We start from the raw sequence: 19841 nt of genomic DNA, 5'->3' as shown, positions 1-19841 counted from the left end.
AGTGACAACCCCCTGAGCGGCTTCGCCGCTTCCCCCTTCTCTCGAATGGCTGCGCCATTCGGGAAAGGGGACGCAGCCAGCGCGGCGGGGCGGCCCTTGCGCGGCTGCCCGCGCGGGGTGCGTGCCAGTTTCGTAGCTAGTAGGCGGTGCCGGTTGCGCGCCGCGGAGACCACAGATGGGTTTTTCGAGTTTTGTCGTGCAGCTGCTCAACGGGTTGGCGGGGGCGTCCTCGCTGTTCCTGGTGGGCGCGGGCCTGTCGCTGATTTTTGGCGTCACGCGCATCGTGAATTTTGCGCACGGCTCGTTCTTCATGGTGGGCATCTACATCGCCTATTCGCTGGTGGACAAGCTGGGCACGGGCCTGGCCTTCTGGCCCGCGCTGCTGCTGTCGGCCGCCGCCGTGGGCGTACTGGGGGCCCTGGTGGAGGTGCTGCTGCTGCGCCGCATCTACAAGGCGCCCGAGCTGTTCCAGCTGCTGGCCACCTTTGCGCTGGTGCTGGTCATCAAGGATGCGGCTCTGTGGATCTGGGGGCCGGAGGAACTGCTGGGCCCGCGCGCGCCCGGCCTGTCGGGCTCGGTCAGCATCCTGGGCCGGCAGTTTCCTTCGTACGACCTGTTCCTCATCGTGGTGGGCCCGGTGGTGCTGGGCCTGTTGTGGCTGCTGCTGACGCGCACACGCTGGGGCACGCTGGTGCGCGCTGCCACGCAAGACCGCGAGATGGTCAGCGCCCTGGGCGTGAACCAGGCCTGGCTGTTCACCGCCGTGTTTGCGCTGGGCGCCATGCTGGCCGGCCTGGGCGGTGCGCTGCAGCTGCCGCGCGAGCCCGCCACGCTGGAGATGGACCTGCATACCATCGGCGCCGCCTTTGTGGTGGTGGTGGTGGGGGGCATGGGCTCCATTCCCGGCGCCTATGTGGCGGCCCTGCTGATCGCCGAGATCAAGGCCATCTGCATCTGGCTGGGCGTGGTGGACATCCTGGGCGTCAGCGTGTCGTTCTCCAAGCTCACGCTGGTGGTGGAGTTTCTGGTGATGGCCGTGGTGCTGATCTGGCGCCCCTGGGGCCTCATGGGCCGCCCGCAGGGCGCCAGCCGCAACACCGGCCTGCCCGAGGCGCCGCTGCGCCAGCCGGAGCGCTGGTTCAAGGCCGGCGGCGCCGCGTTGGTGGCCGTGCTGGTGCTGCTGCCGCTGGTCACCACGGGCTCGCCCTACCTCACGGTGCTGATGATCGACCTGCTGATCGCCGCGCTGTTTGCGGCCAGCCTGCACTTCATCATGGGCCCGGCGGGCATGCACTCGTTCGGCCACGCGGCCTACTTTGGCCTGGGGGCCTATGCCGCCGCGCTGCTGGTGCGCGCGGCCGGTGTGCCCATGGAGCTGGCCCTGGTGCTGGCGCCGCTGGCCGCCGCCGCCGGCGCACTGCTGTATGGCTGGTTCTGCGTGCGCCTGTCGGGCGTGTACCTCGCCATGCTCACGCTGGCATTCGCCCAGATCACCTGGGCCATCTGCTACCAGTGGGACGGCTTCACCGGCGGCAGCAACGGCCTCACGGGCGTGTGGCCGGCCGAATGGCTGTCGGACAAACGCAACTACTACTACCTCACGCTGGCCCTGGTGGCGGCGGGCGTGCTGGTGCTGCGGCGCGTGCTGTTCTCGCCCTTCGGCTATGCGCTGCGGGCGGGGCGTGACTCGGTGCTGCGGGCCGACGCCATCGGCATCGACGTCAAGCGCATGCAGTGGACGGCCTTCGTCATTGCGGGGCTGTTCGCGGGCCTGGGCGGCGCGCTGTTCGCGTTCTCCAAGGGCAGCATCTCGCCCGAAACCCTGCACGTGAGCCGCTCGGTGGACGGCCTCGTCATGGTGCTGCTGGGCGGCATCCAGACGCTGGCGGGCCCGGTGGTGGGCGCTGTCACCTTCACCTGGCTGCACGACACCGTGGCGCGCAACACCGACTACTGGCGCGCCATGCTGGGCGTCATCATCCTGATCCTGGTGCTGCTGTTCCCGCAGGGCATTGCGGGCGCCATCAAGCAGATCTTCGACAACAGGCGCGAAGCCAAGCACATCAAGGAGGGCCAGGCATGAGCCTGCTCACAGTCACCGGCCTGGGCAAGTCCTTTGGCGGTGTGAAGGCGGTGGATGGCGTCCACTTCGAACTGGCGGCGGGCGAGCTGCTGGCGCTGATCGGGCCCAACGGTGCGGGTAAGTCCACCACCTTCAACATGGTCAACGGACAGCTGCCCGCCGATGCAGGTTCCATACAACTCAACGGCCAGGAGCTGGTGGGGCGCAAACCCCGCGACATCTGGCGCATGGGCGTGGGCCGCACCTTCCAGATCGCTGAAACCTTTGCCTCGCTGACGGTGGTGGAAAACGTGCAGATGGCCCTGATCTCGCACGACAGCCGTCTGTTTGCCATGTGGCGCAAGGCGGCCGACCACAAGCGCGACGAAGCCCTGGCCCTGCTCGACCAGGTGGGCATGAAGGCCCAGGCCGACCGCCCCTGCAGCGTGCTGGCCTATGGCGACGTGAAGCGCGTGGAGCTGGCGATTGCCATGGCCAACGCGCCGAAGCTGCTGCTGATGGACGAGCCCACCGCCGGCATGGCCCCCAAGGAGCGCAACGAGCTGATGGCGCTGACCAAGCAGCTCGTGATCGATCGCCACATGGCCGTGCTCTTCACCGAGCACAGCATGGACGTGGTGTTCGCGTATGCCGATCGCATGATCGTGCTGGCGCGCGGCCGCCTCATCGCCGAAGGCAAGCCGCTGGAACTGCGCGACCACCCCAAGGTGCAGGAGGTGTACTTCGGCACGGGCAAGACCTTTGAAAAGAAAAAGAAGGCCACCGCTGCGGAGGCTGGGGTATGACAACAACAACGACGACGATGACCGACACCCAGGGCGCGCTGCTGCAGGCCAAGGGCTTGCAGGCCTGGTATGGCGCGGCGCAGATCCTGTATGACGTGGACCTGGAAGTGCGCCGGGGCGAAGTGGTGGCCCTGATGGGCCGCAATGGCGCGGGCAAGTCCACCACGCTCAAGACGCTGATGGGCATGCTCTCCAAGCGCAAGGGCAGCATCCGCTTCATGGGCCACGACCTGTCGAAAAGCGACCCGCACGACGCCGCCCGCCTGGGCCTGGGCTTTGTGCCGGAAGACCGCCGCGTGTTCACCGACCTCACCGTGATGGAAAACCTGGAGGTGGGCCGCCAGCCCCCGCGCCGCTGGCCCGACGGCGTGGATGCGCCCGCCTGGACGCCCGAGCGCCTGTTCCAGCTGTTCCCCAACCTGGGCGAAATGCCCGACCGCCCCGGCGGCCGCATGAGTGGCGGCGAGCAGCAGATGCTCACGGTGGCGCGCACGCTGATGGGCAACCCCTTCCTGGTGCTGCTCGACGAGCCGTCCGAGGGCGTGGCGCCGGTCATCGTCGAGCAGATGGCGCAGATGATCGTGGAGCTGAAGGAGCAGGGCGTGAGCATCCTGCTGTCTGAACAGAACATGCACTTTGCCGAGCTGGTGTCCGACCGCGCCTATGTGCTGGAAAAGGGCCAGATCCGCTACCACGCCAGCATGGCCGAGCTGGCCGCCAACGACGAGGTGCGGCGCGCCTACCTCAGCGTGTAGCCTGCATCCGCACCCGTGGCCGCCTGCATGCCCGCAACACCCCCGTCCCCGTTGCACCCGGCGCCAGCGAGCGTCGTGCGCGTCAACGGCGCGGCCTGCACGCCGCAGGGAGGCCCTGCCGAAACCCTGCTGCACCTGCTGCGCAACACCCTGGCGCTCAACGGCCCCAAGTACGGCTGCGGCCTGGGGCAGTGCGGCGCCTGCACGGTGCTGGTGGACGGCGTGGCCGCGCGGGCCTGCGTGATTCCCGCGCAGGGCATGGCGGGCCGCGAGGTGACCACGCTGGAAGGCCTGCCCGCGCGCTGCGGCCGCCCGGCGGGCCTGCACCCCGTGCAGCAGGCCTTTGTGGACGAGCAGGCCGCGCAGTGCGGCTATTGCCTGAACGGTATGGTGATGATGGCCGTGGCGCTGCTGGAGCGAAACCCCGACCCCGACGAAGCTGCCATTTGCCGCGCGCTGTCGGCCAACCTGTGCCGCTGCGGAACGCATGTCGAAATCATCCGCGCCGTGTTGCGCGCGGCAGTGCTGATGCGCGAGGGCCAGGCATGACTACGCCTCCATCCCTGCGCGCCCACAGCCCGCTCACCCGCGCCGACTTCCATGCCGCCGAGGGCGTGCTCCTGGTGGTGCGCCACCCGCCGCCTGCACCGCCACCCGTCAAGGGCCAGCCCGCCCTGGTGGCGGGCAACCCGGTTGAGGGCGTGGAGATCCTGATCGCCGTGTGGGACGACGGCAGCGTGACCGCACTCAACGGCCATGTGGACCTGGGCACCGGCATCCGCACCGCACTCGCGCAGATCGTGGCCGAAGAGCTGGATCTACCCCTGGCGCAGGTGAACATGGTGCTGGGCGACACCACCCGCGCGCCCAACCAGGGCGCCACCATTGCGAGCGCCTCCATCCAGATCCACGCCAGGCCCCTGCGCACCGCTGCCGCACAGGCGCGCCACTGGCTGGTGGCCCAGGCCGCAGAGCGGCTGGGTGTGCCGGTGGATCAATTGCAGGTGCGTGCCGGTGTGGTGCAGGTCACGGCAGATCCGTCGCGCCGCGTGGCCTACGGTGCGCTGCTGGCGGGCGCACACGCCACGCTGGAGCTGGCAGACGCCACACCCACCAAGCCCGCTGCCGACTACCGCGTGGTGGGCCAGTCCGTGCCGCGCGTGGACATCCCCGCCAAGGTCAGCGGCGAGCTGGTCTTTGTGCACGACATGCGCGTGCCCGGCATGCTGCACGGCCGCGTGGTGCGCCCGCCCTATGCGGGGGCGGACCATGGCGACTTCATCGGCAACACGCTCGAATCGGTCGATCAAGCGTCCATCGCGCACATCCCCGGCATCCGCGCCGTGGTGGTGGTCCGCGACTTCGTGGGCATCGTCGCCGAGCGTGAAGAGCAGGCCGAGCAGGCCCTGCGCGACCTGAAGGTGCGCTGGAAGAATTGGCCCGGCTTTCCGCGCCAGGACAGCCCCGAGGCCATTGCCCAGGCCATCCGCGCCAACCCCGCCACCCAGCGCCGCCTGGTGGACGAGGGCGATGTGGACGCCGCCCTGGCCGCTGCCGACACCGCCATGCCCCGCACCTACGTGTGGCCCTACCAGCTGCACGGCTCCATCGGCCCTTCGTGCGCGGTGGCCGATTGGCGGGCGCAGGATGACGCTGGCCACCCGCGCATGACCGTGTGGGCCGGCACGCAGAACCCGCACGTGCTGCGCGCCGACCTGGCCCGCCTCATGGGCCTGGCCGATGTGGACATCGACCTCATCCGCATGGAGGCCGCCGGCTGCTACGGCCGCAACGGCGCCGACGACGTGGCGGCCGACGCCGCGCTGCTCTCGCGCGCCGTGGGCGCCCCCGTGCGCGTGCAGCTCACGCGCGAGCAGGAGCATTTGTGGGAGCCCAAGGGCACGGCGCAGCTGATGCAGGTGCGCGGCGGGCTCAACGCCGATGGCTCGGTGGCGGCCTACGACTTTGAAACCTCGTATCCGTCCAACGGCGCGCCCACGCTCGCGCTGCTGCTCACCCGCACCATCGAGCCCACGGCCCAGGCCTACGAAATGGGCGACCGCACCGCGCGCCCGCCTTACCAGTACGACCACCTGCGCGTGGCCGTCAACGACATGCCACCCATCGTGCGCGCGTCGTGGCTGCGCGGCGTGTCGGCGCTGCCCAACTCCTTCGCGCATGAGTCGTATGTGGACGAGCTGGCCACGGCCGCCGGGGTGGACCCCGTGCAGTTCCGCCTGCAGTTGCTGAACGACCCGCGCGCCGCCGAGCTGGTGCGCGCCACCGCCGCCAAGGCCGGCTGGCAGCCCCGCACCGGCCCGCGCCAGGTGGATGCGGGCGGTGACTGGGTGCAGGGCCAGGGCTTTGCCTACGCGCGCTACATCCACAGCAAGTGGCCCGGCTTTGGCGCCGCCTGGGCCGCCTGGGTGGCCGATGTGGACGTGAACCAGACAACCGGCGAGGTGCACGTGCGCCGCGTGGTGGTGGGCCACGACGCAGGCCTGATGGTCAACCCCGCAGGCGTAGAGCAGCAGGTGCACGGCAACGTGCTGCAGACCACCAGCCGCGCGCTGAAAGAACAGGTGACGTTCGAGCCCGTCAAGCAGGCCGTGGACACGCGCGAATGGGGCAGCTACCCCATCCTGAGCTTCCGCGAGGTGCCGGTCATCGAGGTCCTGCACATGCCCCGGCAGGACGAGGCGCCGCTGGGCGCGGGCGAGTCGTCTTCCGTGCCGGGCACGGCGGCCATTGCCAATGCCATCTTTGACGCCACCGGCGTGCGCTTTCGCGCGCCGCCCTTCACGCCCGAGGTGGTGCGGGCGGGGCTGAGCCCACTCACCGCCGCAGCCGAGGCAGCTGCCGCCGGGGCAGGGCATGTGGGTGCGGGAGCCGAGCACCCTGCGGTGCCGCCCGCCGACGTGCTGCCCACGCCGGAGCTGTCCGCACCCACCGTGCCCGGCCACGCCCCCTGGCCGCGCCGCCGCAGCGTGTGGGCGCGCACGGGCGCGCTGGCGGCCGGTGTGTTTGCCGTGGGCGCCGCGCTGCTGGGCTGGCGCCCGTCCATCGCACCCGTGGTGCAGACGGCAAGCGCATCGGTCTACAACGCCGCCACCGTCGAACGCGGGCGCCTGCTGGCCGCAGCGGGCGACTGCGTGGTGTGCCACACCGCACCGGGCGGCACGCCCAACACGGGCGGCCGCGCCATGGACACGCCCTTCGGCAAGGTCTACACCACCAACCTCACGCCCGACGCCGAAACGGGCATCGGCCAGTGGTCCTTCAGCGCCTTCCAGCGCGCCATGCGCGAAGGCATCTCGCGCGATGGCAAGCACCTGTACCCCGCGTTCCCCTACACCTCGTTCGCCAAGATGAGCGACGACGACCTGACCGCGCTGTATGCCTACCTGATGGCGCAGCCCCCCGTGCGGTCCGAGGTGCCCCAGACCGCGCTGGCCTTCCCCTTCAACGTGCGCCCGCTCATGGCGGGTTGGAACGCGCTGTTCCACGATGCCACGCCCTTCAAGCCCGACCCCACTCGCCCGCCCGATTGGAACCGGGGCGCCTACCTGGTGCAGGGCGTGGGCCACTGCGGCGCCTGCCACACGCCGCGCAACGCGCTGGGGGCCGAGCAGGGCGGGGCCGCGTTCCTGGCCGGCGCTTTCATTGACGGGTGGGAGGCGCCCGCGCTCACGGCCTTGTCCAAGGCGCCCGTGCCCTGGACGGCCGATGCACTGTATGGCTACCTGCGCCACGGCCACAGCCCGCAGCACGGCAGTGCATCCGGCCCCATGGCGCCCGTGGTGCGCGAGCTGTCCCACCTGCCCGACGACGACATCCGCGCCATGGCGGGCTACCTCGCGTCCTTTCAGGCAGAGCCTGCTGCACAACCCGAGGCAGTCACGCCCATGGAGGCCCGCGCCGCCGCTGCCGTGGCCCAGGCCACCGCGCTGGCACCACAGCCCGGCCAGGCCCAGCGCCTGTTCAACGGCGCCTGCGCCGCCTGCCACCACGACGGCGACGGGCCGCAGCTGCTGGGCGTCAACATTCCGCTGGCGCTCAACACCAACCTGCACAGCGACCGGCCCGACAACCTGCTGCAGGTCATCGTGCACGGCATCCAGTCGCCGGCCACGCGCGACATCGGCTTCATGCCCGGCTTTGGCCACGCGCTCAGCGATGCGCAGATCACCGAGCTGGCGGGCTACATGCGCCAGCGCTACGCCCCCGGCCGCCCGCCATGGACGGACGTGCCCGCAGCCCTGGCCCGGGTGCGCGCAAGCCCTGCGCACCCTTGAAGTTTGAAGTGTTTTTGGGCTTCAGCGCTTACTGGATAAGCGTTGACAGCTATCAATAAAATAGCAAATGGTCGCACAGCGCGGCGGCTGTGTGCGGCAGCGCCGCAGGATTGGCAGGCCATTGCCCCTCTCATCGCGTCACCGGGGTGCGCGCCAGACGCGCACAGTGGCATCCGGCGCTGCCGCCACCGGGCGGTCGGCCCGGGGCAACGGCACGCATGCGCCGCATGCCCAGCTCCCCGGTGAGGGCCGGGGCACGCACTGCATGCTTCAAGGAGAACACCATGCCCCACATCGACCAGGAAATCCACGCCATCGTCCTGCGCATGCTGCGCGAGGGCTACCACGCCCTGAGCGCCGCACAGCGCCGCGTGGTCGACACGCTCATGGCCGTGTGCTGACAGCGGCCAGCGGGGGTGCCTCGCGTCGGCAACGGCATCGGTACCGCCGAGCCACCCACCACCCGTTCAGGCTGAGCTTGTCGAAGCCCCGCACGGGCCTCCCACGTGCTCTACAAGAGCAGCGCCACGCAAGAGCATCCCAGGCGCGGTCCACGGCGACATCGGCACCGCTGAACACCCCCACCCGTTCAGGCTGAGCCTGTCGAAGCCCCGCGCCACACGCCAACGCCGCTCAGCCCGCGCCGCCCAAGCGTGGCGCACGCCAGCCCATCAAAACGTCACCGTGACCGACGCCGCACTGCGCTGTGCCTCGCCGTGGAACACCGCCTCGATGTTGTTGCCATCCGGGTCCAGCACAAACGCGGCGTAGTAGCCGGGGTGGTACTGGCGCAGCCCGGGCGCGCCGTTGTCGGTGCCGCCATGCGCCAGCGCCGCGCGGTAAAACGCCTGCACCATCGCCTCGTCCCGGGCCTGAAACGCCAGGTGGTGCCGCCCCGTCAGGTGGCCGTGCGCGGCCACGCTGGTGGCCGACGACACAAACAGCTCGTCGGCCCAGAAGTAATCGTCGCCCGTGCCGCCCATCGGCACCTCCAGCGCGCCCAGCACGGCGGTGTAAAAGGCCTGGCTCGCGGGCAGGTCGCGCACCACCAGTTGAATGTGGTCAATCAGCCGTCCACGGTGAATCTGCTGTGCTTCCATGATTGGGTCTCCTTTCAGGGTGTTGCCAGTCAAGTCAAACGATCAACCCGTCAGCCCAGCGCGTGCAGGCCCACGCGGTTGCCATCCAGGTCATGGATGTGCGCAAAAAACCCCATGCCCGGCGGCAGCGCCTGCCGGGGCAGCGCCACCCGGCCGCCCTGAGCCACCGCGCGCTCCAGCGCCGCGTCCAGCGAGGGCGAGGCATCCAGGTACACCAGGGTGCCCCCCGCCGCAAGCGGCGGCGCCGTGGGCCCCATCAGCAGCGCACCGCCCACGCCATCGGCTTCGGGGTCATAGGCAAACATCGCCCCCTCGCTATCGCCCATGGCCTCGCGGCGCATGGGCTGGCCCAGCACGGCCTCGTAAAAGGCCTGGGCGCGGTCCAGCTGCGTGGTGGGAATTTCAAACCAGGTGATGGCGTTTTTCAAGATGGGCTCCTTGGGGTGAAAGCAAAAAATGAAGGAGCCCCGATGGTGCGCGGGGGCTGCTGACAGCGGGTTGTCAGTGGGGTGGCAAATGTGTTGGTGTGCCCTGCTCGAACGTGCTGGCGCCGCAAACCGGTCCAGAGGGCAAGGGGGCTAAAGCTGTGCGTGGTGTGCTGCATGTGGGGCACAGGTCGAAGCATTTGTCTGCGCTGTGTCCCGGCAAAGCGGCGCCCTTGGGCGCGCGTAGGAGCGGCAGGCCTGACTTGGTGGCAAGGTGGAAGTACGGGTCAGTATCGAAACGATTGCTTCGATTTCAATGCTCAATCCAGTTCTTCCAGAGGAATCGCAACGATCTTTGCGTTTTCTTGCCTTCGCTCCCCGTAGCAAAATGAATCGAATTCAATGCCTCGATTCGCGCCAAAAATCCCCATCGAAACGTTGCTGTCATTGGCCAAGTGGTCCGCGCACTGCAGGTGCTGGCCGAGCCAGGAATTCGCATGGAATGGAACTGGAGATCACGGAAGAAGTTTTTGAGAGACTGCAAACCGATGCAGCGCGACGTACTGCCAAGAAGACCATGGTGAAGCGCGGCGAGCCTCCGCAGTCGCCAGATACGACGCGGGCCACCGCCCAGCGCAGGACCAAAATGAGGCTCGCAACCCATGAGCCAACGGAAACTCAATTGGCCCTATGACCAAGGGAAGAATGCGAGAACAAGTCAGCAGATCGAAAATGCCGGGTGGACACACTCCGGGTGCGTGGAAGTAGTAGCAAGCTTTCTTGCGGCGGTTTGGGCTGTTTCAGTCCAAGAATGTGCGAGTTACTCCAGCCCGTGAGTTCAGCCCCGTCAAAACCATTGCTCGGCGGAAACTCCGCACGGTGAACCGGCTAGCCATCGAGGGCGTGACTTATGCCGCTGCGGAACCATGGCGAGGCACCTAGCAACGCTGGGTATTTGGAGCGGCGCATTAGGCTCAAAGGCGGAATTTAACCATCAGTTGCGTTGCGACGCTCCATCTCGCTTGACCATCGAAACCGGGTCGACGATGCCTATGCTGGCATTTGGCAGACTACTTCGATGTTGTTGCCATCCGGGTCGAGCACATAGGCGGCGTAGTACTGGTCGTGATACCGCGCCCGCACACCTGGCGAGCCGTTGTCCACGCCGCCTGCGGCGACGGCAGCTGTCCAGAACGCGTCCACCTGCGCTCTCTTCACCGCTGAGAAGGCAACATGCATGCCAACACCACCTTCCTTTCCATCATGAATCCATAGGCGCGGGTAGTCATCGGTGCCAAGGCCATAGCGGGAGCCAGTTCTGGCTTCCGTTGGTCCTAGGGCCACGACGACGGTCATGCCGAGAGGCCTCAACGCAACCTTGTAGAAGTCCAAGGAGACGCTCGAGTCCCTCACCGCGAACTCGATGTGATCCAGAGTAGCCATTGCAGTTTCCTTAGTCTCGGACAGAACGCAGATCAGCCCAGGCGATGCCGGCACGTCTGAATGGTCCAGTCCACGGTGGCCTGGTCGATGGCAGCGTGAACTGGCGAGCCGGACAGCTTGGTCATGATTCCGGCGGCCGCACGCTGCCCGTCGCGGGCAGACTTCCACAGCAGCATGTCGATGACCCAGCCGTCCCGGCCTTCGCAGATGCGCCGCAAGATGAAGCCAGGCTGCTTCTGGAGCCACGCATCGACGTCAACGTTTGCGGCGATGAAGTCCTTGATCGTCTTGCCTTTCACCAACTGGAAGGTTGTGATCTCCATTGCTTCACTCATGATGGTTCCCTTCGGAAGCGCTGGCGTGCTGCCAGGGTTTGTAGACAAACTCGAGGCTGTACCCGTCGGGGTCCAGAACGTTGGCGGCGTAGTACCGAGGGTCGTAGTGCAGGCGAGCGCCCGGGGCTCCGTTGTCGGTGGCGCCGGCGGACATCGCTGCTGCGTAGGCCGCATCGACTGCAGCCCGGTTGCTGGCCACGAAACCGACGTGGGCCGCGCGTGCGTCCACCTCACCTCGGCGTAGCCAGAAGAACATCCGCCCGTTGGCGCCGAAGCCCTTGAGGTCGGGGTGGCCCGGCGGGCCATCGCGCCCGTCGTAGTCAAGCCGGTTGACGATGCCCAGCGGCTTGAGCGTATGGGTATAGAAGTGAATGGCGCGGTCGGTATCACTCACCGACAAAAACACATGGTCTAGCACAGGGCCTCCGGGATGAACGTGGGAGTGGGAAGGCGGCGCAGCAGGCCGGTGACGCGCGAAACGGCGTCTTGCAGATAGCCGTCGAGCAGCGGCCCGATGGGGACGCGCAGCCAGGCTTCCAGCGCAGTCACCGCCAGTGCCAGCAGCGCGCCAGCGATGAGCTTGAGCGGCAAAGGGTTGGATGAAGTCAGAAACATGACGTGCGCTCTCACGGGTGGTTAGATCACGTAGCCGCCGGACACCTCGATGTCCTGTGCGTTGATCCAGCAGCTGTCCTCGGTCAGCAGCGACGCGATTGCGCGGGCGACTTCCTCCGGCTCGCCAACGCGGCCCAGGGCCGTCTGCGACGACAGCAGCGCTTCGAACTCGTCGTTGAGGCCGCCGCCCAGTTCCGTGCGGATGGGGCCGGGCGACACGGAGTTGACGCGGATGTCCTGCTCGCCGAACTCCTTGGCCATATAGCGCGTGAGGACCTGCAGACCACCCTTGAACGAGGCATAGGGCGCCACGCCGGCCGTGGCAACGCGGGTGGTGGCGCTGGTCACGTTCACGATGCCCGAACCCTTGCGCAGCAGCGGCAGCAGCGTCTGCGTCAGGAAGAAGGGGCCTTTGAGGTGGACGTTGAAGAGGCCATCGAACTGGGCTTCGGTGACTGCGGTGATGGGCTGGAACAAGCCGTACCCTGCGTTGTTGACCAACCCCGCCAGGTTCGTGGTGTTCCAGGTGGCGGCCAGCGCTTGCTCGACTTCGGTGCGGAAGGCGGCGAAGCTGGACGTATCGGCGACGTCCAGCCGCAGCGCGACTGCCTTGCCTTCGCGTTTCTCGATGTCGCGCACCACAGCATGGGCGGTATCGGGGTTGGCGTTGTAGGTCAGGATGACGCCGAAGCCGCGACGGGCCATTTCCAAGGCCGTCTTGGCGCCGATACCGCGGCTGCCGCCAGTGATGACTATGACTTTGCTGTTGCTCATTTCAGGCTCCTAAAGCTCAGTGGTTGGGGTGACTGAACGATAGGGAATCGCCCTACGTTGAGCGCAACGGTTTCTGCTCGATTCCTGCCTATTCCTGTCTGTGGCATCTACGTACTGCCGGAACCGTAGGATCGATTTCTAATGGCGTCATGCAACAGCAACTCGATGAACTGCGGGCCCTGGCCAGTCGTGCTGAGAACCGCCCGACCAAAACCGGTATTCCGCGCGTGTTCATGGTCCAGGGCAGCATCCCGGAGCACGAGCTGGCCGCCGTCTACGACCCGATGGTCAACCTCATCCTGCAAGGAGGGAAGACGCTGACCGTGGGCGAGCAGGCTCTGGACTACGACCCTGCCACCTACTTCGTCATGTCGGTCGACTTGCCGGCAGCGGGCGTCGTGAGGCCGGCCGCAGATGGCTCGCCGTATCTGGCTGTCGCGTTGACGCTGAATGCCTCCGTTCTGGCGGATTTCTTGTCAACGCTGCCCGAGCCAGCGCCTGCTGAGGCTGAACAAGGCTTCTCCGTCGCGCCTGTGACGCCTGAGTTGCTGGACGCCTGGGTACGCATGCTGCGACTGATGGACCGGCCCGCTGACATTCCCGCCCTGGCGCCAGCCTTCGAACGCGAAATCCTCTACCGGGTGTTGCAGGGGCCCATGGGCTGGATGCTGCGCGACATCGCGACGCCGGATTCGGCGCTTGCCCGAATCAACAACGTCATTCAGCGCATCCGCCGCGAGTTTGCCCAGCCGCTAGTGGTTGAGAAGCTGGCTGAAGAGGCGGCGATGAGCGCGTCAGCCTTCCACAGGCACTTCAAGGCGGTTACGTCGCTGAGCCCCTTGCAGTACCAGAAGCAACTGCGGCTGCTGCAGGCTCGCAAGCTGTTGGTGACAGCGGGGCAAAACGTCACGTCCGTTGCATACGAGGTGGGATACGAGAGCCCGACGCAGTTCAGCCGGGAATACGGCCGTGCGTTTGGCCTGCCCCCCGCCAAGGATGCCGTCAGACTCATGGCCAGCATCCAAGCGCGCAGGGTGAGTTAGGGAACTCGATGGCGTGAGTGACCATCGCCGATAGACCCGAATGACTAGGAGAAGTCTGTGAGCAGTCCGCAGTTCGCTCTCTAGTTCGCGATCAGCCCATACGTCTCCCTTGGGCGCCATGGCCTTGGAGGCCGCTCAGCAAGCGTTGGAGCCTGAGCTCGGTGGTGCCCATCAGGTACTCGCGGCGAAGGACGCATTCGAGCGAGCCGAGGGTGTTCAAGGTCTCTGGGGCCGGAGTTGAGCGCTGGACCAAAGCGATCCACGCAGTGGTAGCTGCCGCTTCTCACTAGCGAGCAAGCCGGGCCGGAAAATTCTCGAACCTCCGTTGCCGCATGGATCAGCGCTTCAAATGCCCCCTCACCTGCAGCTAAAACTCCCCGCACTCTCCACATCCCCCGTCCCGTTGTACCGCGCCACCTTCGGGTACACACACAGCGGCCGCGTGCGATTCGCAGACCAGCCCGCAGGCAACTCCGCATTCACCACCTTGGCCCCCGCGCCGCGCGCGTTCGCGGTCACGCTGTCGGGCGCCTTGCCTTGTTCCACCCAGGCCACCAACGGGGCCAGCATGTCGAACTGGTCGGTGGCGGGGCCGCCGGAGCAGTGGTTCATGCCGGGCACCAGGTACAGGCGGGCGAAGTCGTCGGCCTGGCCGCCGTGGTTGGCCTGCACGCGGTCCATCCAGTTCGCGGTGTCGATGGGTGAGAACACGCCATCGGCCACGCCGTGGTAGACCATCATCTTGGCGCCCCGATTGCGCAAGGCGCTCAGGTTGGCGGGGTTGGGCGGCGTCATGTACGACCACGATGACTCGGTGTAGACCGGTGTGGTGGCGAACATCCTGGGGTAGTCCGTCTCCATGCTGAAGTTCATCGCGTACTGGATGCCCGTGGTGGCCTTGAAGGCGTCCAGGGTGGAGGGTGGCGTGGTGAACAGGAACGCCACGGCGCCCGCGTCGCGCGTGGCGGGGGCGTTGAAGTGCCAGAACGCAAAGTTGCTGCCAGCCACGCCGGGGTCGAACCAGGTGCCGGTGTACAGGGCTTCGCCCTTGCGGTTCTTGGGCCCGGCAAAGATGCTGGCCAGCACGGTCTTTTGCTCGGCCGAGATGCACGTTCCGTCCCGCGCAGGGTTCGCATTGTTGGCGCCCGTGCAGGTGGGCACGTCGCGCTGCAGGTTGAAGGCGGCCTGACAGGCCTGCACGTCGTTCACCTGGCCGTCGGTGGCGCCGTCCAGTGCGTCGCAGCGCTCCACGATCTTGCGGGCGATGAGCTGGAACTCGGCGGGGCTCACGGCCTTGACCAGGTCGGGCTGGCCTTTGGCGTCTTTGGGCGCCACCTTGGCGTATTGCTGCGCCTTCCACAACTGCGCGGTGGCGGCCTTGGGCAGGCTGAAGCCGGGGTTGCCCGCCAGGATGCCGTCGTACTGGTCGGCATAGCGCGACGCGGCCACCATGGCGTGGCGGCCGCCGTTGGAGCAGCCGGCGATGTACGAGCGGTCAGGGCCCTTGCCGTAGGCGCCCTTGATCAAGTCCTTGGCCATGGGCGTGAGGGTGCCCACGGCCTGATAACCATAGTCGCGCCGGGCCTGCGGGTCCAGCCCGAAGTAGGGCGTGGGCGCGCCGTGGCCTGCGTCAGAACTCAGCACCGCAAAGCCCTGCACCAGGCCGGGGGCGACGGGCGCCGCGCCGCTCACCGCGCCCAGGGCCATCACCACGTTGCCGTCCAGCCCGCCGTTGGCCTGGTACAAGAACCGGCCGTTCCACGCCACGGGCATGCGGATCTCGAAGCCGATGGCGTACGGGGCGCCGTCCACGGCGCTGGTGCGTTCGTTCATCTTGCCTTTGACGAGGCAGTGCGCGGGCGCCTGCACGGTGTTGCCTTGCAGGGTGAGCGGGCCCTCGGCCACCATCTCGGCCGATGTGATGCGGGTGCCGGGCAGCGCCAGGCTCTGTGCCAGCGTGGTGCAGTTCTTCAGCGTGGCGGGCGTGGCGGCGCCGAGCTGGGGCGGCGGCGTTGTGCGCGGCGCGCTGGCGCAGCCCGCCAGCAGTGCTGCGGCGGCCAGGGCAGAGAAGGGGGGGATGGTGCGGCGTGGCATGCGGTGTCTCCAGGGGGCAGGGGTGGGGTGGTGTCGCGTTGATGTTGGGCCGGTCGGTTTGAACCCGTTGAACCGTGCAGTGGATCAAGTGCAAGGCTTCGACAAGCTCAGCCCGAACGGGCGTCTGGGTGCAAGCAAAACATTCGGGTCCATCCAACAAAAAGGCCCTGGCCGAAGGGGCCAGGGCCGTGGGCGCTATTTGCAGCTGAAGCTGCTGGCGCTTTCGATGTCACCCGCTCCGTTGTAGCGCGCCACCTGGGGGTAGGGGCACAGGGGGCGGGTGCGGGTGGCCGACCAGCTGGCGGGCACGTCGGCGTTGGCACCGGCGGCGTTGCCCGCGCCGCGCGCGCTGGCCAGCACGGTGGCCGGGGCTTCGCCCTTTTCCACCCAGTTCACCAGCGGGGTCAGCATGTCGAACTGGTCGGTGGCGGGGCCGCCGGAGCAGTGGTTCATGCCGGGCACGCGGTAGAAGCGGGCAAAGTTGCTGGCATCGCCGTTGTTGGCGGCGCGCACGCTGTCATACCAGGCGGTGGTGTCGTCGCTGGAGAAGATGGGGTCGTTGGTCCCGTGATACACCATGACCTTCGCACCACGGTTTTTGACGGCTGAAAGATTGCTGGGGTTGGGTGGCGTCATGAACGACAAGGCCGATTCGGTGTAGGTCGCGCTGGTGGCGTTGACCATGTTGAGCAACTTGCCGACGTCGCTGGTCAGACTGAAGCTGGGGCCATTGAACGTCGCAAGGGGCTCGGTGGTGGGCGGCACTTGCCAGATATACGCCACGGCACCCGAGTCACGGTTGAGCGATTCACTGAACTTCCAACCCGCCCATCCGTTCGTTCCGATCCCTGCGTCGTACGGGAACGATGCGTAGACCTTCGTGCCGGCGCTGGTTGTCACACCGCTGAATACCTTGGCGATGCCCGTCTTTTGGGCTGCGCTCAGGCACGTGCCGTCACGCTCGCCTGTGCAGGTGGGGACGTCGCGGTTCAGGTCGAACGCCGCCTGGCAGGCCGACGTGTCCTGAATCAACCCGTCGGTGCTGCCGTCCAGTGCATCGCACTTGCCCAGCACGGCTTTCGACACCAGCTGCCGCTCTGTCTGCGTAAAGCCCGTGGAGATGTCGCCCGGGGTGCTGGCCAGGGTGCTGTAGATTTGCGCGCCCGCAATGTTGGCGATGGCCGCCTTGGGCAGCTGGGTTCCAGGGTTGCCCACCAGGAAGCCATCGTAGAGCTCCGCGTATCGCGCAGCGGCCACGATGGCGTGGCGGCCGCCGTTGGAGCAGCCACCTATGTATGAACGGTCTGGCCCCTTGCCATACGCGGTCTGTATGGCGCTCTTCGCCATGGGCGTGAGCTTGCCCACGGCTTGGTAGCCATAGTCCAGCCTTGCCTGTGGGTCGATGCCGAAGCTCGGCCCCATCGAGCCCACGTGGCCTGCATCGGAGCTGAGCACGGCGAACCCCTTGTTCAGCGCGTTGTCCAGTGGACCCCCACCGCCAACGGGGCCCGCCGCTGTGGCCACGTTGCCGTCGATGCCACCGTTGGCCTGATAGAAGAAGCGGCCATTCCACGCCGTGGGCAGGCGCATCTCGAACCCGATGGCATAGCTCTTTCCGTCCACCGTGCTCACGCGCTCGAACATCTTCCCGGTGATCTGGCAGTGCGCGCGCACGGGTTTTCCGGCCACGGTCAGCGTGCCTTCCGCAACCGGGTTGGCGGCGGTGATGGTGGTGTTGGCAAAGTTGATGCGCGCCGCCAGCTCGCTGCACGACTGCAGCGTGCCCGGCGAGGCGGCGGCCAGCTGCGGCAGGCTGGGTTCAGACGACCCCCCGCAGGCCACCAGCAGCGCGGCGGGCAAGGCCGCCAGGGCTGCAAGGCGTGCACGCGCACCTGGCTCTCTTCTTCGGACGTTCATTGTGTTGTCTCCATGTTTTCTTCCAAGGCCTCATGAAACCCCGCAGCGCGGCCCCGAAACGCGGCGGGCGGTGATCGGCAGTCTTTGGTGGGTTGCTATGCAGTTGATAGCTGTCAGCGCTTATCCATCAAGCGCTGAGGGCTGTTTTTGTTCAAAACTCGGTGCCTGCGCGATGCGCTGGCGCAGCACGGCAGCGTGCAGGTCAAACTCCGGCAGCACCCACTGGCTAAGGGCCTGGGCCGGGGCGCTCCAGCGCGCATCGGCGCTCTCGCCGGCCGCGTGGGCAATCTGGCCCCAGGCCCACTCCAGCAGCACCAGCGCCAGGGCGCGCAGGTAGTCGTCGGCCACCCAGTAGGGCAGCTCGGGGTCGGCCGGTGCGGCCGCGGCCAGCGCCTGCGTGATCTGCACCAGCGCATCGCGGCGCGCGCGGGCCGCAGCGCTGGGGGCGGCGCCGGGCAGGGCCTCCAGCAGCGCCGCCAGGCCTTGGCCGCCATCGGGCAGCACCTTGCGCACCAGCAGGTCGATGGCCTGGATCTCGTTGGTGCCCTCGTAGATCATGGCCACGCGCGCGTCGCGCACGATCTGCTCGATGCCCCATTCGCGCACATAGCCGTGGCCGCCCAACACCTGCAGGCAGGCGCTGGCGCCATGAAAGCCCTGGTCGGTGAGCGCGGCCTTGAGCACCGGCGTGACCAGCGCACACCAGCGCTGAGCGGCCGTGCGCTCGGCCGCGTCGGCGCTGTGCTTGGCCACATCCAGCTGCAGGGCCGTGTGGTAGGCCAGCACGCGGCCGCCGTCGATCCAGGCGCGCTGCGTGTGCAGCGTGCGGCGGATGGCGGGGTGGTCTTGAATGAGGCTGGTGTGCTTGGCGCCGGGCGCGCGCATCTGGCGGCGCTCTGCCGCGTAGGCGCTGGCTTTTTGCCACGCGGCCTCCAGCAGGCCGATGCCCTGCAGGCCCACATGCAGGCGCGCGGCGTTCATCATCACGAACATGGCGGCGAGGCCCTTGTTGGGCTCGCCCACCAGCCAGCCGGTGGCATCGTCAAAGCGCATCACGCAGGTGGGGCTGCCGTGCAGGCCCATTTTTTCTTCGATGCGTTCGCACACGACCGCATTGCGGGTGCCGTCCTGAAGAATCTTGGGCACCAGGACCAGCGACAGCCCCTTGGGCCCTGCCGGTGCATCGGGCAGGCGCGCCAGCACCAGGTGCACGATGTTGTCCGTCAGGTCGTGTTCGCCGCCGGAGATGAAGATCTTGCTGCCGTTCACGCGCACGCTGCCATCGGGCTGCGGCACGGCGCGCGTGCGCACCAGGCCCAGGTCGCTGCCCGCGTGGGCCTCGGTCAGGCACATGGTGGCCAGCCATTCGCCGGTGGCGACCTTCTCCAGGTACTGCGCCTTGAGGGTGTCGCTGGCGTGGTGCTTGATGCATTCATACGCCCCGTGCAGCAGGCCGGGTGCCATGGTCCAGCCGTGGTTGGCCCCGGCCAGCCATTCAAACAGCACCGCTTCAAGCACTGCGGGCAAGCCCTGGCCGCCATCCTCGGGCGCGCAGGCCAGCGCGGGCCAGCCGCCTTGCCAGAAGGCCTGGTAGGCCTCGCGAAAACCGGGTGGCGCGTGCACCTGGCCCGCGTCGAAGCGGCAACCCACCTCATCGCCCGTGCGCTGCAGCGGGGCCACGGCGGTGTCGACAAACTTCGCCGCTTCGCCCAGCACCTGCGCGGCCAGGTCCGCATCGGTGTCGGCAAACGGCGCCAGCGCCTGCCACTGCGCGGGGGCGCGGAGCACGTCGTTCAGCAGGAACCGGATGTCGGCGAGTGTCTGGCGGGCTTGCATGAATGCTCTCAAGTTGATAGCTTTTGGCGCTTGATGGATAAGCGCTGAAGGCTGTTCTGACTCAAAGTTTTTGGTGTTCGCACCGTTCACATCGCTCTCACCGTTCGCCCTGAGCCTGTCGAAGGGCTGTATCCGCTGCGTGCCCCGGCTTCGACAGGCTCAGCCCGAACGGGTGGCGGGCCCTTCGACACTCCTTGCACCGTTCGCCCTGAGCTTGTTGAAGGGCTGCATCTGCTGCGTGCCCTGGCTTCGACAGGCTCAGCCCGAGCGGGTGGTGGGCCACTCGACACTCCTTGCACCGTTCGCCCTGAGCCTGTCGAAGGGCTGCATCCGCTGCGCGC

17 protein-coding genes are annotated in these 19841 nt (G+C 67.6%); 7 read left to right on the top strand and 10 right to left on the bottom strand.

What is annotated here, in order from left to right; translation table 11 throughout:
* Window positions 1–175: 175 nt before the first annotated feature.
* Genes ACOQFS_RS08135 through ACOQFS_RS08115 form a run of 5 tightly spaced genes read left to right on the top strand, consistent with a single transcriptional unit; the run spans window position 176 to window position 7918 of the window.
* On the top strand, window positions 176–2083 hold the full coding sequence (locus ACOQFS_RS08135; RefSeq protein ID WP_421562394.1) for an ABC transporter permease: 1908 nt from the start codon (window positions 176–178) through the stop codon (window positions 2081–2083).
* Window positions 2080–2868, top strand: coding sequence for an ABC transporter ATP-binding protein (locus tag ACOQFS_RS08130; protein WP_421562393.1), 789 nt, complete (start codon window positions 2080–2082; stop codon window positions 2866–2868). The genes ACOQFS_RS08135 and ACOQFS_RS08130 overlap by 4 nt, the downstream gene beginning before the upstream one ends.
* A gap of 17 nt (window positions 2869–2885) precedes the next feature.
* On the top strand, window positions 2886–3623 hold the full coding sequence (locus tag ACOQFS_RS08125; RefSeq protein ID WP_421562392.1) for an ABC transporter ATP-binding protein: 738 nt from the start codon (window positions 2886–2888) through the stop codon (window positions 3621–3623).
* A gap of 27 nt (window positions 3624–3650) precedes the next feature.
* Complete coding sequence (locus ACOQFS_RS08120; protein WP_421562391.1) at window positions 3651–4172, top strand: (2Fe-2S)-binding protein; 522 nt, start codon at window positions 3651–3653, stop codon at window positions 4170–4172.
* Window positions 4169–7918, top strand: a complete 3750-nt coding sequence (locus ACOQFS_RS08115) for a molybdopterin cofactor-binding domain-containing protein (protein WP_421562390.1) — start codon at window positions 4169–4171, stop codon at window positions 7916–7918. Before ACOQFS_RS08120 ends, ACOQFS_RS08115 begins: the two co-directional genes overlap by 4 nt.
* 671 nt (window positions 7919–8589) lie before the next feature.
* Here ACOQFS_RS08115 and ACOQFS_RS08110 read toward each other — a convergent pair.
* Together ACOQFS_RS08110 and ACOQFS_RS08105 are read right to left on the bottom strand one after the other, a co-directional pair.
* Window positions 8590–9018, bottom strand: a complete 429-nt coding sequence (locus ACOQFS_RS08110) for a VOC family protein (RefSeq protein ID WP_421562389.1) — start codon at window positions 9016–9018, stop codon at window positions 8590–8592.
* A gap of 50 nt (window positions 9019–9068) precedes the next feature.
* On the bottom strand, window positions 9069–9446 hold the full coding sequence (locus ACOQFS_RS08105; RefSeq protein ID WP_421562388.1) for a VOC family protein: 378 nt from the start codon (window positions 9444–9446) through the stop codon (window positions 9069–9071).
* A gap of 499 nt (window positions 9447–9945) precedes the next feature.
* Here ACOQFS_RS08105 and ACOQFS_RS08100 point away from each other — a divergent pair, with 499 nt between their 5' ends.
* Window positions 9946–10137: a hypothetical protein gene (locus tag ACOQFS_RS08100; protein WP_421562387.1), complete on the top strand. Its 192-nt coding sequence runs from the start codon at window positions 9946–9948 to the stop codon at window positions 10135–10137.
* A 356-nt stretch (window positions 10138–10493) separates the two neighbouring features.
* Here ACOQFS_RS08100 and ACOQFS_RS08095 read toward each other — a convergent pair whose 3' ends face one another.
* From ACOQFS_RS08095 to ACOQFS_RS08075, 5 genes are read right to left on the bottom strand one after another with little or no spacing between them, the layout of a single operon-like run.
* Window positions 10494–10886 carry a VOC family protein gene (locus ACOQFS_RS08095; RefSeq protein WP_421562386.1) on the bottom strand — a complete coding sequence of 131 codons (393 nt, stop codon included), beginning with the start codon at window positions 10884–10886 and terminating at the stop codon, window positions 10494–10496.
* Window positions 10887–10918: 32 nt separating this feature from the next.
* Complete coding sequence (locus ACOQFS_RS08090; protein ID WP_421562385.1) at window positions 10919–11221, bottom strand: hypothetical protein; 303 nt, start codon at window positions 11219–11221, stop codon at window positions 10919–10921.
* Complete coding sequence (locus ACOQFS_RS08085; protein ID WP_421562384.1) at window positions 11214–11615, bottom strand: VOC family protein; 402 nt, start codon at window positions 11613–11615, stop codon at window positions 11214–11216. Before ACOQFS_RS08085 ends, ACOQFS_RS08090 begins: the two co-directional genes overlap by 8 nt.
* A 17-nt stretch (window positions 11616–11632) precedes the next feature.
* Entirely contained in the window at window positions 11633–11836 is a 204-nt protein-coding gene (locus ACOQFS_RS08080; protein WP_421562383.1) for a hypothetical protein, read from the bottom strand.
* A 21-nt stretch (window positions 11837–11857) separates the two neighbouring features.
* The gene (locus ACOQFS_RS08075) at window positions 11858–12610 is read right to left on the bottom strand and encodes an SDR family NAD(P)-dependent oxidoreductase (RefSeq protein WP_421562382.1); all 753 of its coding nucleotides are present in this window, start codon (window positions 12608–12610) and stop codon (window positions 11858–11860) included.
* 149 nt (window positions 12611–12759) lie between these two features.
* On the opposite strand from ACOQFS_RS08075, the gene ACOQFS_RS08070 reads away from it, so the two are divergent.
* Entirely contained in the window at window positions 12760–13653 is an 894-nt protein-coding gene (locus ACOQFS_RS08070) for an AraC family transcriptional regulator (RefSeq protein ID WP_421562381.1), read from the top strand.
* Window positions 13654–14010: 357 nt separating this feature from the next.
* Here the strand turns inward: ACOQFS_RS08070 and ACOQFS_RS08065 are convergent, their stop codons facing one another.
* The 3 genes from ACOQFS_RS08065 to ACOQFS_RS08055 form a co-directional block, all read right to left on the bottom strand.
* Window positions 14011–15747 (bottom strand): tannase/feruloyl esterase family alpha/beta hydrolase, encoded by a 1737-nt coding sequence (locus ACOQFS_RS08065; protein WP_421562380.1) that lies wholly within the window; start codon window positions 15745–15747, stop codon window positions 14011–14013.
* A 195-nt stretch (window positions 15748–15942) separates the two neighbouring features.
* Window positions 15943–17664, bottom strand: coding sequence for a tannase/feruloyl esterase family alpha/beta hydrolase (locus ACOQFS_RS08060; protein ID WP_421562379.1), 1722 nt, complete (start codon window positions 17662–17664; stop codon window positions 15943–15945).
* Window positions 17665–17784: 120 nt separating this feature from the next.
* Window positions 17785–19500 (bottom strand): acyl-CoA dehydrogenase family protein, encoded by a 1716-nt coding sequence (locus tag ACOQFS_RS08055; protein WP_421562378.1) that lies wholly within the window; start codon window positions 19498–19500, stop codon window positions 17785–17787.
* Window positions 19501–19841: the final 341 nt, after the last annotated feature.

This window comes from Paracidovorax sp. MALMAid1276 (genome assembly GCF_049198005.1).
Lineage (GTDB): Bacteria > Pseudomonadota > Gammaproteobacteria > Burkholderiales > Burkholderiaceae_C > Acidovorax.
The sequence above is the reverse complement of the archived record's forward strand: the minus strand, read 5'-3'. Positions and strand labels throughout refer to the sequence as shown.